Below are 15810 nucleotides of genomic sequence, written 5' to 3' on the forward strand. Positions count from 1 at the left end.
GAATTTCATGTGGAAATAAAATTGCATGTTCTCCTACTTTCTTATATAATTAAGCTGACAAACTTTGTATGAAAAGGGAATGTGATGATATGAAGAAGAAAATTATAGTAGGTATAGCAGCTCTTCTATGTGGCGGCATACTGCTTCAGCAGGGCTACATAGGAGCGCAGAATAGTGCAGAAAAAGAACCGGAGGCTGTTTCCTCCAGACTTCCGGAGAATCATGTGTTTAAAAGAATTGATGAAAACGGTAAAATCATCATCGAGGATACTGCCAAGCTGGAGGCTGAAACGAAAAAGGAACAGGCGGCCAGAGAAAACATGGCAAAGGTAAAGGGAATCGGCGGTGCCAGAGATATTAAATATGGTGTCGTCAATTTCAAGACGAAGTCAGATTCCGGAAAAAACACCAGCTATACCGAGGTAGGTACCGGTTATAGCGGATATACCAACGGATATTATGCTGCCGACGGGGCATTTCTTGGATATGAAAACAATGGTACCAAGGTGAAGTTCATGCTGGCCGGTGTTGTCGGTCTGGTGGATGCCGATGAGGTGGAGATTCTGAATTATGAGGATGAGGATACGGTACAGTCCGTAAACTATTACATATGTAAGAATGGAAATATCTACCATTCCATCACACTGAATATCCGCCAGCCGTATTATACGAGTACAGCGATGGTCGGCAAGCAGCAAAGCTATATGAAGAGCAATACGGTATACTACAGCTATGATGGTCATTATTTCTATACGACCTATCAGAAGATGATTGATGATTACAAGGCCAATACAAGAAAGAATTCAATCAATGCATCAAAGCCGTATTATAATTATTATCAGTATGTTTCATCACGTACAAAAACAAGCTTTACTGCCAGTGATTTAAATGGATATGTGAAGAGCTATCTGGATGACTTGTATAATAGCAAGGATACAAAGATGTACAATATGGGAAAATATTTTATTGATTATCAGAATACATACGGCGCCTATGCACTGGCATCCTTTGGCGTTGCCGTCAATGAGAGTGCATTCGGTACCAGCTCCATCGCGTTAAGCAAGAACAATCTGTTCGGGCACAATGCGGTGGACTCCGATCCCGGATTGGCGAACGGCTATTCATCGCCGCAAAACAGTATTCTGGATCATGATAAATACTATGTGAATCTGTGGTATTCCACGCCGAAATATTCAACCTATCACGGGGCATTCCTTGGAGACAAGGCAAGTGGTATGAATGTATCCTATGCTTCGGATCCATACTGGGGTGAAAGTGCAGCACACTGGATGTGGCAGCTGGATGAATATGTCAGTGGAAAAAGTGATGCGGGCTCCAAAAAGCTGGTCTTCAAGGATCAGGGAGCAATCAATATCCGCAAGGAAGCGACAACCTCCTCAGCAAGCCTGTATACCACACCGAAAAATGGAAATATGTCCTTTAACATTCTCGGAAAGGTAAAGGGAGAATCCGTAAGCGGAAGTACAGACTGGTATAAAATACAGCTGGATGTACCATTGAACAGTGCGAGAACGGCGATTGATTATTCCGGAAACAGCTATAATTTCGGGAATAGCTACGGCTATGTACACAGCTCTCTGCTGTCTGAAAACGGCTATACAAGCGACTCCTCCGGCGGAAGTGACTCAAGCAACAGCAGTACTGCCTATAAGCTGGGGGATGTCAATAACGATGGGAAAATTACCCCTGCCGATTATGTCAAGGTGAAGAACCATATTATGAAGAAATCCACGTTGAGCGGCAAATCATTAACGGCCGCAGATGTGAATAAGGATGGGAAAATCACCCCTGCGGATTATGTGAAAATCAAGAACCATATTATGGGAAAGAGTACAATAAAGGAGTAATTTGATGAAGAAATTCAAACTGAAATTTATAAAAATGGCAGCTGTGTTCATCGTAGCAGCCGGAATATGGAACCTTTCCGGTTTTATACATGCAGCCAGTCTGAGTGTTACGGCCAGTGCAAGCACGATTTATGTCGGTGACAGTGTAACCTTTACGGTAAGTGCATCCGGCGGTGCGGGAAATGTAAGTGTCAGCGGGGCGGCTAATGGAACCTACTGGCTGGAAAACAGCTCGCAGTCCTTCACGGTAACTGCCTCCGCAGAAGGAACACTGACTGTATCTGCATCGGGTACACTGGGAGATTTCAATACGGAAGAAGATGTGACGGTATCCGGCTCTGCATCCGTACAGGTTGTCGCAAGACCGACAGAGACTCCGAAAAACGAGACACCTCAGAAACAGGAGACACAAAAGCCGGAGGAAAAAAAGCAGGAAGAAAAGAAGCTGTCCAGCAATGCCAATCTGGCAAGTCTTAGTATCTCACAGGGAACTCTGAGTCCAAAATTTTCCGCCTCTAAAACACAGTATACCGTAAATCTGAACGGGGATGTTTCCAGTATCAAGGTGAATGCAACAGCTGCCGACAGCAAGGCTGTGGTATATGGAACAGGCACAAAGAGCCTGAAGCCCGGAAAAAACACGATATCCGTCAGTGTTGCGGCAGAGGATGGAAGCACAAAGGAATACACGATTACAGTCAATGTCGATGAAACACCGCTTGTATACGTAAGCTACAATGGAGCGAAGCTCGGCTTTGTCCGCAGTCTGGATGGCGTCGATAAGCCTGCGAAATCCTTTGAAGCTGTGAAAATCAAGGTGGACGGCAAGGAAGTAAAGGCATGGAAAAGCAACCTGCTGAAGAAGACGGTTGTCTATCTGCAGGATGATAAAACAAAGGAAAAGAATTACTATATCTATAATACGGATACCAATACAGTCGAGACTATGCTGCGTCCGATGGCTCTGCTGGGAAACAATGTGTTTGTCGTTGATGTGCCGAAGAATCTCCAGACGCGTGAAGGGATGAATTTCACAACGGTGAAAATCGATAACTATGAACTCAACGGCTGGACCTTCAAGGATACGGCTTTTGAGAATTACGCTTTGATCTATGTCATGGATGAAAAAGGCAACATGGTGTATTACCAGTACGAAGCTACGGAAAAAACGCTGCAGCTGTATTCCGGTGCCGCAACGATACCGCAGAGTGCCTATGATCAGTATCGTAAGGATGTAGATGCGTCGCTGAAGAAGCATAAGCTGGTCATCTATGGCTTGGCCGGCGGCTGTGTGGTACTTGCGGGATTGAGTGCATTTCTCTTCTTCCGCAGGAAAAAGACGGTGAAATATCAGAAGCGGACAATCTCTGATTCAAGAAGAGATGCGGAGGCGGACGCTTTGAGAAACATATCCGATGACAATTAAGAGAGGGAAAACCTCTCTTTATTTTAACCTTTGTGCACCTCTTTGAAAAAAAAGAAAAAATTTATGAGAAATCCTTGGAAATGGTTTTTAAACCGCTTAAATTATGATATCATATATGAGTATAAATGTACGCCGAAGGCTGGCTTAGCCAGTGTGGGTAAGGAGGTAACCTTATGAACAAAAAGGAAATATATGCCTCGATAGAAGTAGCGGATCATGAAGTTCGACTGGTTGTCGGTGAATTTTATGAAACGCGGTTTAATATTCTAAGAGTGGAAAAAGCTCCCATACAGGGAATTGAAAAACAGAAAATCATGGATGAACAGAATGTTGTAAACGGCATTATCAAGGCCAAGAAGCAGGCTGAGGATGCACTTGGATATCACATTGAGCGGGTTCTTGCGGCAATCCCTTCCGTCAACGTACAGCGTCATAACAAAAAGGTAAGCGTTGTTCCGGAAGCAAGCAGTAAACGCATTCGTTTAAGTGACATTCAAAAGGGGTTGAATGAAGCGGTCAGCTTTAAACCGGATCCACAGCTGGAACTGGTAAATATCGGCTGCGTCAAATACATAACAAACGGTATCACTTCCAGAAAAATGCCAATTGATGAAACAGCAGAGGTTCTGATCATGAATGTGGATCTGCTGTATGCGGATAAAGAGGTAGTATATGCCTATGCACGCTGCATTGAGAAGGCCGGACTGGAAATTCTGGATGTATGTCTGGATTCCTATGCCATGGCCAATGAAGCAGCGGTATTTGAACAAACAGTTGATAAATATGTCATACAGATTGACCTTGCGAGAGATCATACAACGCTTTCCCTGTTTACACATGGCAAGCTCGTGAATTGTGAAGTTATTGAAGATGGATATGGGGTATGGCTGCAGGATTTGATCGAACAGTATCATCTGAGCAGCAATGTGAGCTATCGGCTGGCACAGAATACCTGTACCTTTGATGCGGACTCCGCAAAGGATCAGATTATCTATATCTGGTCAAAATCGGGTGAGCAGAAGCAGATCAGCGAGAAGCAGGCATGTGAAGCCATTGTTCCTTATGTGAAAAGCTGGCTGAATATGATCAATGAAACCTGTGCTCCGATTATTGAGAGTGGAGATGTGCGCTACCTGTTGAGCGGAGAGGGCTGTGAAATACCTTCCCTGCAGGAGCTGCTGCGCTATCTAAATGCACCTGCACAGATTTATGTTCCGCAGACCATTGGTGTCCGCGACTGTTCCTATGTAACCTGTCTGGGTCTGTTCTACAGCTGGAGGGAGCAGATGGCAATCCGCAGGGATGAGCGTATATGCTGCAATCCGCAGGAAGTGGAAGAAACCATGGATACGGTTACGAAGAAAAGCTCCGTCGATGAAGAGGGCGGATTTACAAGAAAACTGAAAAGCATTCTGTTAAGCGATAAATAAAAAGAGAGAGCGAGGAATAACGATGAGCGATTTACAGTTTGAACAGGTAGCAAATATTAAAGTGTTTGGTATTGGCGGAGGCGGCTGCAATGCCGTAAACCGCATGGTTTCCGAAGGTGTCAAGGGTGTGGAGTTTTATGTTGCCAACACAGATCTTCAGGCACTGAATATTTCTCCTGTTGAAAATAAAATTGTCCTTGGACGGGAAGTGACCAAGGGGCTGGGTGCCGGGGCGAATCCGGAAATGGGAAGACGTGCTGCCCAGGAAAATGAAAATGAAATCCGGGAAGCGATTAAGGGAAGCGATATGGTGTTTATCACCACAGGACTTGGCGGCGGAACCGGAACCGGTGCTGCACCGATGTTTGCAAAAATTGCAAAGGAAGAAGGGGCATTGACGGTAGGTATCGTTACAAAGCCGTTCACCTTTGAAGGAAAGAAGAGAATGAAATCCGCAGAGGACGGTCTTGCCGAGCTGAAGCAATATGTGGATTCCCTGATTATCGTATCCAACAATAATCTGATTGAAGTCATCGGCCGTCGTCCGCTGACAGAGGCATTCCAGGCGGCGGACAATGTGCTGCGGCAGGGTGTACAGACGATTACCGATCTGATTGCTGTTCCTGCACTGATCAACCTGGACTTCGCGGATGTGCGCACCATCATGGAAAATCAGGGCTCTGCACTGATTGGAATCGGTATGGCAGAGGGCGAAGACAAAGCCCGTGCTGCAGCCGAAAAAGCAATACAGTCTCCACTGCTGGAAGCGCAGATTACCGGAGCGAGCAATGCCATCGTTAATATCACCGGTGGAGAATCGATTACACTGTTTGACGCAGAGGATGCCATGGCGCTTGTACGGGAAGCTGCAGGCAATGACATCGATGCGATTTTCGGTGTTGCTATCAATGAAAAGCTTGGAGACTCCATCATCGTAACCGTTATTGCGACCGGTTTTGACAAGGAAGAGGAAGAAGAGGAAGAAATTCCAGCGGCATCCGCATTTACTCAGCCGGTTTCCCGGCCAAGTGCAAGAGTGCAGACAGAGGAAAAGCCGCGGTATCAGGAACTGGAAGAAGATGACCGTGAAGGTATTCCATCCTTTTTCTCCCGTCGTTAACCATCATGATATTTTATTATATTGATGACAGTATGCTGGCAAGAAATGAGTTTGCTACAGCTGTTCTGCATCGTTTTGAATGCTGGATGGAGCATCATCCGGCAGACCTTGTGCTGGTAAGTACAGCACAAAAGAATCATCCGCAGTTAGAGCACTTTGTGGATGCCATGAAGCGTACGACCGTGCTTGCCAGCCCGGCTCAGTTTGAATTTCAGGGTGTTCGCGGAGATCTTCGCAACGGCTTTCTCTGCGTAGAGGGCTTTCCCGAAATGCAGAGCTTCAGCGGTTCCTTTGTAGCCTATGATACCAAGCGTGCTGCCTGCGAGCGTATCTATCTGGAGCTGTTTATGGAGCATGATGCATCCGATATGGACAGCTTTGTAGAGGAGCTGGAAGAGATGCTCAGTGAGAAGCTGCAGATGCTGCAGAAAAAGAAATCAATCCTGAGCTGAATACGAGGACATGTCATTGCGGCTGTCCTTTTTTTCTTATGCAGAAGCTTTCAGGGCAGATAAAGCTAGTGGTGAGTACAATCGAAGGCCTATAAGCCAAATGGCTTTCTGCTTTCGGATATGAACATAGGATAAAGCAGACTGGTTTAGATGATGCTCGTATCCCTTCTTGAAAAGTCCCAAAGCTATGAGCTTACTTTTTTCTGTCTGTTTCACGGAGGTTTTGTCGAAGCACACATATATCCTGTACGGGCACATACATTGTGGTAGTGAAGGAGGGTGTATATGCCTTATCGAATGAACATACAGGAGGTAGTTCAGGAAACCTACAGTGATCTGGATAAGGGGCTGAGTGAACAGGAAGCTGCCGCCAGACTCCGGGATCAGGGAAAAAATGAGCTGCTGAAGAAGAAAAAGGAAACTGTCTTCCAGATGTTTCTGGAACAATTTCAGGATCCGATGGTAATTATATTGATTATCGGAGCAATCGTATCCATATTTTTAAAGGAGTATATTGATGCATCCATCATTCTGACTGTGATTATCCTGAATGCCATCATCGGCGTTGTACAGGAATTCAAGGCGGAGAAAGCAATTGATGCACTGGAAAAGCTGTCTACACCGAAGGCTTTTGTTGTCAGAGAGGGTTTTCTCAAGGAAATCGACTCCAAGGAGCTGGTTGTTGGCGATCTGGTGGAGCTGGAAGTGGGGGGATACATACCGGCCGATATGCGTCTGGTGTCATCCGTCAATCTGAAGGTGGAGGAAAGTACACTGACTGGAGAAAGTGAAGCGGTGGAAAAGGATGCGGCCCTTGTATATGATGAGGAAATCAATATCTCCGATCAGAGAAACATGGTCTTTATGTCCACCTATGTTACATATGGAAAGGCCAGAGGCATTGTTGTACGCACCGGCATGAGCAGTGAGGTCGGTAAAATTGCGCGGATGCTGGATGAAACCAAAGAGGACATGACACCGCTGCAGGTGCGTCTTGCCCATCTGTCTAAAATATTGGGAATCGGTTCCGTCGGTATCTGTATTGCGATGTTTGTAGTTGCTGTATTGCAGGGACGAGACCTCTTTGATATGCTGCTGCTTTCAATTTCTCTCGCTGTCGCTGCCATACCGGAGGGACTTCCTGCAGTCGTTACCATTGTACTTGCACTGGGTGTTCAGGTCATGAGCCGCAACAATGCTATTATCCGTAAGCTGCATGCTGTGGAAACACTTGGTTCCGTAAGTGTCATCTGTTCCGATAAGACAGGAACATTGACACAGAATAAAATGCATGTGGTTTCCTCCTATGCAAACGGTGCCTTGCAGAACCGCAGTGAGGAGCTGCTGCGCGGCTTCTGTTTATGCAACAATGCAACCGTGCAGAAGGAGGAAATCCTCGGAGAGCCTACCGAAGCCGCTTTGATGGCGTTCTGTGAAGAAAACGGGATGCATAAGGACGCAGAAGACCTGTCCTACGTGAGAGTGAATGAGATCAGCTTCGATTCCACACGTAAGCTCATGACAACGATTCATCAGCATGGAAAAGAGTATGTGGCATTCACCAAGGGAGCCCTGGAAAAGGTGCTGGATTTGTGCACACAGGTTCGTATGGATGGCACAACCGTGCGGATGAGCAGCTATGAGAAAAACCGCATACTGGAAGCAAGCAAAAAGGTAAGCAGTGATGCGCAGCGTGTTCTCGCTTTAGCAATGCGCTCCCTGAAAAGTCCGCATGAAAGTGCTGTGGAGAGTAAAATGACGTTTATCGGCTTTGCCGGCTTAATCGATCCGCCTCGCGAGGAGGTACGGTATTCCATCAGGCTGTGCCACAAGGCTGGAATACAGGTTGTTATGATTACAGGAGATCATCCGCTCACTGCATTTGCCATTGCCCGCAATCTGGGAATCGCAAAAACGGAGCAGCAGGTGATCACCGGAAAAGAGCTGGATGAAATGAATGAGGAAACACTGGCGCAGCATGTACAAAGCTATTGTGTATATGCCCGTGTAACACCGGAGCATAAGGTGCGAATCGTCAACGCATTTAAAAAGCATCAGCTTGTCGTTGCCATGTCAGGAGACGGCGTGAACGATGCACCGAGTTTAAAGAATGCCGATATCGGTATCGCTATGGGAAAGACGGGAACTGATGTATGCAAGCAGGCCTCCGATATGATTCTTGCGGATGATAACTTCGCAACGATCGTTGAGGCAGTGGAGCAGGGAAGAAATATATATCTGAATATTCAGAAGGCTGTGCTTTATCTTCTAAGCTGCAATCTCGGTGAAATCATGTCGCTGTTTCTTGCCATTGTCTTTATGCCGCATGTTGTCTCCACCCTATCTGCCATACAGATACTGTGGGTCAATCTTGTGACAGATGCCTTTCCGGCACTGGCGCTTGGCGTGGATCCGATGGATAAATTCATCATGGAAGAAAAACCGCGGGATCGAAGAGAAAGTCTGTTTGCGCACGGCGGTATGATATTCACGATTATGAACGGTATGTTCATCGGTACCATTACTCTGGTTGCCTTCCGTAACGGTCTGGATGTCAGCCCTGCCAAGGCACAGACCATGGCCTTCATGGTATTATCGATTTCCCAGCTGTTCCATGCATTGAACCTGCGCTCCCGTACACATTCCATACTGGAGGTTGGAATCATGCGCAATAAGTGGCTGATTCTGACAATGGTGTTTGGAATCACACTGCAGATTGCAGTCTGCCAGCTGCCAATCTTCAATATGCTGCTGAAAACCGTTCCGCTGGATATGTCCTCGTGGACAATGGTTCTCGGCATGTCCTTCAGTATTATCCTTATCAATGAAATCAGTAAATGGATAGCCAAAGAGAGGTAGCATGTAGCCATAAAAATATGGTATACTACTCCTGTTGACCATTGGCAGGTACATATGACTCTGGTCCTGTGTGCCTGCTTTTTCTATGGTCTTTTTGAAAAGGAGTAGATGTATGAAGCATTTTGAAGAACATGTTGAGGATGTTTCTCTCATACTGGATGAAGAGGAATGTTCTGATACAAAACAAACGGATATGATTCTGGATGTCGGGGATCGCCCGCCGCTTCTGCAATGGCTGTTTCTGAGCTTTCAGCACGTATTTGCAATGTTTGGGGCAACGATCCTGGTGCCTACCCTGACGGGCTTACCCGTTTCGGTGGCACTTTTTGCAAGCGGTGTGGGAACGCTGATTTATACGTTTGTGACAAAGCGCAAAGTACCCGTATATCTGGGAAGCTCATTTGCCTATATCAGCGCAGTGGTAATTGCAATCAAGGCGATGGGTGGCAGTGTGGATGCTGCACAGACAGGACTGATGCTGGTTGGTGTGATCTATGTAGTTGTTGCATTGATTGTACGTGTTATCGGAAAGGAATGGATCGATAAGCTCCTTCCACCCATCGTAATCGGACCGATGATAGCGGTTATCGGATTGGGTCTTGCCGCGAATGCTGTCAGCAATGCCCAGTTCATTAAGGATGGAGATCCCCGTGCCATGATCGTCGCTATCGTCACCTTTCTGATTGCGGCCCTGATTTCCACAAAAGCAAAGGGATTTTTCAAAATTATTCCCTTTCTGATTGCCATTCTTGGCGGTTATGTGTTGTCACTATGCCTGGGACTGGTTGATTTTCAGGCGGTTGTGAATGCCAAATGGCTGTCCTTTCCTGATTTTATCCTGCCCTTTAAAATTGGAAATTTCCGCACCTATAACCTGTATTTCGGTCCGGAAACGCTTGCGATTTTACCGGTTGCACTGGTTACGATTTCCGAGCATATCGGCGATCATACGGTACTTGGAAAAATCTGCGGACGCAATTTCTTAAAGGATCCCGGTCTGGAGCGTACGCTGATGGGAGACGGTATCGCAACCGCAGTTTCTGCCTTCCTTGGAGGTCCGGCGAATACGACCTACGGAGAAAATACCGGTGTGATCGGTATGACAAAAATAAGCAGTGTTTATGTAACAGGCGGTGCTGCGTGCATTGCCATTCTGCTATCCTGCGTTGGAAAGATTTCCGCCTTTATCTCAACGATTCCCGCCTGTGTACTGGGAGGCATGAGTATTCTTTTATACGGGGTCATTGCCAGCAACGGCCTGCGTGTACTTGTCGATAACAAGATTGATTTTGGAAAGCAGCGTAATCTGGTCATCGCCTCTGCCATGCTCGTCATCGGTCTTGGCGGTGCCATACTTCCTGTAGGAAGCTTCATGACCCTATCGGGAACCGCGTTATCCGCGCTTGTCGGTATCATCTTGAATCTGATTCTTCCCAAAGCGTCTTAATACCTGAAAACAACGTAGCATATGAAAATGGATGAATTCCTGCAGATACCGGGTGTTCATCTGTTTTTATTATAGATTGAAACCAGTAAATTTTCTTATTTGCTATACAGATATAACGTGAATTACGTTATAATTAGGCTATGAACGAGGAAATAAAAAAGACTTTGACACCAAAGGAAGCAAAAAAAGAGAAGATGAGAAGAAAACGGCAGCTGCGAAAGGAACGGGAAATATGAAAATTGTGCAGGGATACAACAAAAGAGGATCTGCTGTTTCGCTTTATGAAAACATATTCCGTGAAGGAAGCAATGGCGCTGAAGACACTGAACGAATACCATATTAAAATAACCCGGCAACAGATTGACTTTGCAAGGAACAGGATGAAAGGAATCCGGGCGAACAATAAAAGAAAGAGAGTACATAGGAAAGAGCGAAAGCAACGCCTGCTGGAGGAAAAGGAATATCAGGCATATAAAGAGGATGTCTGTCTGCGTTTTATGGAGACGGGGCAGGTATACACGCTGGAGGAATATGCGATTATCAAAGAAGAATTTTTTTAAAGGAGAAGAGAATGCAGTTTAAACGAATATATGTGGAAATAACGAATACATGCAATCTGTCCTGCAGCTTCTGCATACAAAATCAAAGAAAACCCCGCAGGATGTCAGTTGCACAGTTTTCACATGTCATCAGAGAAATCAAGCCATACACCGGGCATGTATATCTTCATGTGCTGGGAGAACCGCTGTCCCATCCAGATCTGAAAACGTTTTTGCAGATTTGTGATGAGCAGGAAATGCAGGTGAATCTGACAACGAACGGCACCCTGCTGAACGCATGTCGTGATGTTCTTATGAACAGCAGACTGCGGCAGGTCAATGTATCCCTGCATAGCTTTCCCGAGCATGAGCAGCCGCAGTATCTGGAGCATGTCTTCTCCGTGTGTGAGGAGCTTGCCCAGAAAGGCGTACATATCAGCTATCGCCTGTGGAGTGTACAAAACGGACAGCTATCCGGTGAAAGCACAAGGTTACTGCAGCAGCTGACACAGCATTATCATATATCGCATCCGCAGGAATTTGAAAAGCGTATGCGTCTGGATGTGGGAGATCATCTGCATCTGAATCTGGAATCGGTATTTCAATGGCCGTCCCTGCAGCATCCGTATGTATCTGATTACGGGCGCTGCCTTGGGATGATGCAGATGTGTGCTATTCTAAGTGATGGAACTGTCGTACCCTGCTGTCTGGATTCCAGAGGAGATGCAGCACTTGGAAATATATTCACACGCTCGTTTTCCTCTATTCTTAACAGTGAGCGTGCCGTACAGATGAAAGCGGGCTTTGCACAGCATAACATCGTGGAGGAGCTGTGTAAGCATTGCAGCTACCGCCTGCGCTTCACAGAACATAAGAGAGGAGAAAAAAGTGTATGAAAGAAGAAAGCATTAGAGAATTATCATGTTTTCAGCAGTATGCTACGAAATTGAGCGAGCAGGGTATTTGGATGAAGGCTGCTGAAGCCTGTATTGTAAAGGAGCTGCTGGAAGCGGATAAACAGCTTCCGGAATTAGAGCTTTTGACCAATTCTTCGGTAGTGGAATTCATTATGATGAACATTGTTAAAGATGCAGCACATGAGGAAAAGGACATCACCCTTTCCCGGGTAATGGAAACCATAGAGGAGCTGGCATCTGCAAACACCGAAGAAGAAGCACTTCCGTTGATGACAGAATTTGTCAATAATCTCAGAAGGCTTTTAAAGAAAAAGAGAACACGGGATATCCGCAAGCTTACAACTACAGATAAAAACTATTATGAGATTGAAAATCTGTTAAATGAATTGGATATGCATCTGATGAATGCAAGCTCCTATCCATGGTCACAGGCACTACTTGTGGATGTTTTGAGAAGTGTGGATCTGGATTCCATAACGAAAGGAAATTATGAACGCGCCTATGCGGATATTTATGAAATGCATGAGGATCAGGAAGCCTGTGATGCGTGTTATAATCGTTTAATAAAACACTCTCCTGAAGATGCCAACATTTTATATGGATGGCTGACACAGTTGTGGCAGCGCAGGGACTATGATGCCTGTTATGATATGATTATACGTGGACTACAGCTGCAGGACAGCTTTTTTCAGGAGATGTTTTTGGATATTGCACGGGATATCGCTGAACAAACCGGTGATGACAGTGCCTATGTGCAATGGAAAAAGCAATATGGGAAGAGGGATACATATAAACAGAATTTGACGGATACCCGGGTAAACAAAGTTCAGCTGCCACTGGATACCAGCGCCTATACGGACGCAAAGCCCAATAAGCCGTGTCCCTGCGGCAGCGGGAAGAAATTCAAGGCGTGCTGTAAAAAAATACTGGATAAAACAGAGGCACAGGGTGTATGAATATACTGGTAGGAACAACCAACAGAAACAAGGTACGCTCTGTACAGCGTTATCTGCAGGCATATGATGTGCAGCTTGTGACACCGCAGGATGTACAGCTTCATGTAAGGATTGAAGAGGATGGTGCGACACCAATTGAAAATGCAAGGATCAAGGCGCTTGCCTATTATCGCTCTGCCCGGATACCGACCGTTGCCTTTGACAGTGGTCTGTATTTCCTCGATTTGAAAGAGGATGACCCGCTGCAGCCGAAAACACATGTTCGCCGTGTACAGGGCAGAGAATTGAACGATGAGGAAATGATCAGCTATTATCGCAGAATAGCCGCAGATTTCGGTGGACGCCTGCTTTCCGCCTACCGTAACGGAGTTTGCGTTGTGTACGATGAACAGCACATCTATACGTATATGGAGGATATGGAAACGGCAAGAGACTTCGCCTTTTATCTCTGTGACACGCCGCATGAGCAGCGCACACCGGGATGGCCGCTTGATTCTATTTCCATCGATGCAAAAACGATGAAGTATTTTCATGATATGGCAGATACAGAGTATGCAGCTGCAGGGGAGGATGAAAAACGCCTTACCTCGTATAGAAATATGCTGGCATTTTATCGCAGGGCATTCCATCTGGAAGAGACATCATAACACCAGTTTTCCAAAGGAAGGCTGTTTATCGCGTTGGAAAAGGATTTTGTTCATCCTTTTTGCTTTCCGGTTATAAAGAATGCCGGATTCATGATATAATAACACTCGAAAAGGATGCGTGGACATGGAATTAAAAGCATTGCGTATATCAGAAAAAAAGGCAGAGGTTCTTCATAGTATGCAGATTATGCGGGCAGAGGATCTTTTGACCTGTTATCCGTTCCGGTATGAACATCTGGAGGCGAAGCCCCGGGATACATGGGAAAAGGAAGACAGGATCATCTTCGAGGCGGTTATTGTGAACCGGGCAAGGGTGATCCGTTTCAGGGGAAAACAGAGTGTTACCCGCTTTAAGGTGATGCTGGAGGATGAGGAGCTTGATGTTTCGCTGTTTAACCGCCCCTGGGTGTCGGCTTTTACGATGGGGAAGGTAATCACGATTATTGGCAAATATGACGGAGGAAGCCGTGTCACGGCGCTGCAGTATAATTTTAAGCCTATGAAAGAGCAGCTGGGGATCCATCCGGTATACAATGTTCGTGAGGGGATCACACAGAAGGAGCTGGTTCGCTATATTGATAAGGCATGGCAGGCCCTGCAGAATCAGATTCCGGATGTGATTCCAAAGCCGTATCTGGAGAAATATCGTCTGATTCCCAGAAAGCAGGCCTTGTATTTCATTCATCATCCGTCCAGTATGGAGGCGGTGAAGCAGAGCCTTCGGCATTTGAAATATGAGGAATTCCTGAAATTTCAGCTGAGCATGCAGGCGTTAAAGGCCAGGGATACGGAAATGGTCCAGGGGAGTGCCAAGCAGTTCTCCATGGGGGACGTTATGGATTTAAAGCATTCCCTGAGCTTTTCCCTGACAAATGACCAGAACAGGGTGGTTGAGGAAATTTTACAGGATTTATCCAGTGACAAGGTGATGTATCGCATGGTGCAGGGGGATGTCGGCTGTGGAAAGACGATGGTGGCAGCCTTTGGCCTGTATGCCTGTGTGTTGGCACATAAGCAGGCGGTTTTCATGGCACCCACGGAAATTCTTGCCAAGCAGCATCTTACAAATCTGAAGCGGCTGTTTTCGGACTTTGACATTACCGTTGACGTGCTGTATTCGAGCCTGAAGCCGGCACAGAAAAAGGATGTACTGGAGCGCTTGAAGCATAATGAAATTGATATTCTGGTCGGTACGCACGCACTGTTTCAGGATGATGTGGAATATTATGATCTGGGTATGGTGGTTGCGGATGAGCAGCACCGTTTTGGTGTTGCCCAGCGAAAGAAAATGCTGGAAAAAGGGGAAAAGGTTGATTTTCTGTTGATGAGTGCAACACCGATTCCCCGTACGCTGGCGATTTCCCTGTATGGCGATATGGATGTGTCCACGATTCAGGAGCTTCCCAAGGGGCGCTCTACGGTTACGACAAAGCTGATATCCAGCCGTTCCATGAGTCCGATTCTGGAAGCTGTGCTGGAAAAAATAGATGAAGGGGATCAATGCTATGTGGTATGCCCTGCGATTGAGAAAAATGAGGATATGGATATGCGCAACGTGACGGAAATTTATGACGGGATGTGTGCCTCTTTGGGACGGCGGTATCGCATAGCACTGCTTCATGGAAAAATGAATACGCAGGAAAAGGATGCGGTCATGGAGCGCTTCCTTCACAGGGAGGTTGATATCCTCGTATCCACAACGGTAATTGAGGTCGGTGTGGATGTGAAGGCTGCCAATATCATGGTCATTTATGATGCGCACCGCTTCGGACTCTCACAGATTCATCAGCTGCGGGGCCGGGTCGGAAGAGGAACGCGTCCGGGATATTGTTATCTGTTAAGCAGCACGAAGGATCCGGATTCCCTGCAGCGGTTGAAAATCTGCGAACAGACAAGAGACGGCTTTGCGATAGCCCGTGCGGATCTGCAGCTTAGAGGCCCCGGCGATATTCTTGGAACCAGACAAAGCGGTGTACCGGGCTTTATTCTGGGAGATGTGATTCAGGATGCCAATATTCTGGAGGTCGCGCGTGAGGATGCAGCGGAAATTCTTGCACATCTCGACACAATCGGCTATGAGGAGATAAAAATGTATGTTGAGCATGCAGTTGGGAGTGCCACATATCTGGATTAGTGGTATAATATACAG

At 46.3% G+C, this 15810-nt stretch carries 12 protein-coding genes; all 12 read left to right on the forward strand.

The annotated features are described in order from the left end of the window. The first annotated feature begins 89 nt into the window (after window positions 1-89). Window positions 90-1868: a dockerin type I domain-containing protein gene (locus KSZ58_RS05385; RefSeq protein ID WP_008818927.1), complete on the forward strand. Its 1779-nt coding sequence runs from the start codon at window positions 90-92 to the stop codon at window positions 1866-1868. Window positions 1869-1872: 4 nt separating this feature from the next. Further along, window positions 1873-3294 carry a cadherin-like beta sandwich domain-containing protein gene (locus KSZ58_RS05390; RefSeq protein WP_009269393.1) on the forward strand — a complete coding sequence of 474 codons (1422 nt, stop codon included), beginning with the start codon at window positions 1873-1875 and terminating at the stop codon, window positions 3292-3294. A gap of 173 nt (window positions 3295-3467) precedes the next feature. Further along, the gene (locus KSZ58_RS05395) at window positions 3468-4724 is read left to right on the forward strand and encodes a cell division protein FtsA (RefSeq protein WP_009269392.1); all 1257 of its coding nucleotides are present in this window, start codon (window positions 3468-3470) and stop codon (window positions 4722-4724) included. Between the two features lie 22 nt (window positions 4725-4746). Further along, window positions 4747-5844 carry a cell division protein FtsZ gene (ftsZ, locus tag KSZ58_RS05400; protein WP_002608460.1) on the forward strand — a complete coding sequence of 366 codons (1098 nt, stop codon included), beginning with the start codon at window positions 4747-4749 and terminating at the stop codon, window positions 5842-5844. Between the two features lie 5 nt (window positions 5845-5849). Then, complete coding sequence (locus KSZ58_RS05405; RefSeq protein WP_002608461.1) at window positions 5850-6296, forward strand: hypothetical protein; 447 nt, start codon at window positions 5850-5852, stop codon at window positions 6294-6296. Window positions 6297-6581: 285 nt separating this feature from the next. After that, the gene (locus KSZ58_RS05410; RefSeq protein WP_009269391.1) at window positions 6582-9155 is read left to right on the forward strand and encodes a cation-translocating P-type ATPase; all 2574 of its coding nucleotides are present in this window, start codon (window positions 6582-6584) and stop codon (window positions 9153-9155) included. 112 nt (window positions 9156-9267) lie between these two features. Continuing rightward, the gene (locus KSZ58_RS05415) at window positions 9268-10602 is read left to right on the forward strand and encodes a uracil-xanthine permease family protein (protein WP_008818922.1); all 1335 of its coding nucleotides are present in this window, start codon (window positions 9268-9270) and stop codon (window positions 10600-10602) included. A gap of 281 nt (window positions 10603-10883) precedes the next feature. Beyond that, window positions 10884-11162: a hypothetical protein gene (locus KSZ58_RS05420; RefSeq protein WP_224720914.1), complete on the forward strand. Its 279-nt coding sequence runs from the start codon at window positions 10884-10886 to the stop codon at window positions 11160-11162. An 11-nt stretch (window positions 11163-11173) separates the two neighbouring features. Beyond that, entirely contained in the window at window positions 11174-12037 is an 864-nt protein-coding gene (locus tag KSZ58_RS05425) for a radical SAM/SPASM domain-containing protein (protein ID WP_008818920.1), read from the forward strand. Next, window positions 12034-13014: an SEC-C domain-containing protein gene (locus KSZ58_RS05430; RefSeq protein ID WP_009269390.1), complete on the forward strand. Its 981-nt coding sequence runs from the start codon at window positions 12034-12036 to the stop codon at window positions 13012-13014. The genes KSZ58_RS05425 and KSZ58_RS05430 overlap by 4 nt, the downstream gene beginning before the upstream one ends. Beyond that, a complete protein-coding gene (locus KSZ58_RS05435; RefSeq protein WP_008818918.1) occupies window positions 13011-13661 on the forward strand; it encodes a non-canonical purine NTP pyrophosphatase in 651 nt (216 codons plus the stop codon). Before KSZ58_RS05430 ends, KSZ58_RS05435 begins: the two co-directional genes overlap by 4 nt. A gap of 124 nt (window positions 13662-13785) precedes the next feature. Beyond that, complete coding sequence (recG, locus tag KSZ58_RS05440; RefSeq protein ID WP_009269389.1) at window positions 13786-15795, forward strand: ATP-dependent DNA helicase RecG; 2010 nt, start codon at window positions 13786-13788, stop codon at window positions 15793-15795. Window positions 15796-15810 lie beyond the last annotated feature (15 nt).

It is taken from the genome of Erysipelatoclostridium sp. DFI.2.3 (assembly GCF_019132535.1).
In the GTDB taxonomy this organism is placed as follows: Bacteria; Bacillota_I; Bacilli_A; order Erysipelotrichales; family Erysipelotrichaceae; genus Clostridium_AQ; species Clostridium_AQ innocuum.

Excerpts from the sequence above, each read along its gene's own strand:
- KSZ58_RS05430 (WP_009269390.1), top strand. The coding sequence starts at position 12,034 with ATGAAAGAAGAAAGCATTAGAGAATTATCATGTTTTCAGCAGTATGCT.
- ftsZ (WP_002608460.1), top strand. The coding sequence starts at position 4,747 with ATGAGCGATTTACAGTTTGAACAGGTAGCAAATATTAAAGTGTTTGGT.
- KSZ58_RS05410 (WP_009269391.1), top strand. The coding sequence starts at position 6,582 with ATGCCTTATCGAATGAACATACAGGAGGTAGTTCAGGAAACCTACAGT.
- KSZ58_RS05385 (WP_008818927.1), top strand. The coding sequence starts at position 90 with ATGAAGAAGAAAATTATAGTAGGTATAGCAGCTCTTCTATGTGGCGGC.
- KSZ58_RS05415 (WP_008818922.1), top strand. The coding sequence starts at position 9,268 with ATGAAGCATTTTGAAGAACATGTTGAGGATGTTTCTCTCATACTGGAT.
- KSZ58_RS05420 (WP_224720914.1), top strand. The coding sequence starts at position 10,884 with ATGAAAACATATTCCGTGAAGGAAGCAATGGCGCTGAAGACACTGAAC.
- KSZ58_RS05435 (WP_008818918.1), top strand. The coding sequence starts at position 13,011 with ATGAATATACTGGTAGGAACAACCAACAGAAACAAGGTACGCTCTGTA.
- KSZ58_RS05390 (WP_009269393.1), top strand. The coding sequence starts at position 1,873 with ATGAAGAAATTCAAACTGAAATTTATAAAAATGGCAGCTGTGTTCATC.
- KSZ58_RS05425 (WP_008818920.1), top strand. The coding sequence starts at position 11,174 with ATGCAGTTTAAACGAATATATGTGGAAATAACGAATACATGCAATCTG.
- KSZ58_RS05405 (WP_002608461.1), top strand. The coding sequence starts at position 5,850 with ATGATATTTTATTATATTGATGACAGTATGCTGGCAAGAAATGAGTTT.
- KSZ58_RS05395 (WP_009269392.1), top strand. The coding sequence starts at position 3,468 with ATGAACAAAAAGGAAATATATGCCTCGATAGAAGTAGCGGATCATGAA.
- recG (WP_009269389.1), top strand. The coding sequence starts at position 13,786 with ATGGAATTAAAAGCATTGCGTATATCAGAAAAAAAGGCAGAGGTTCTT.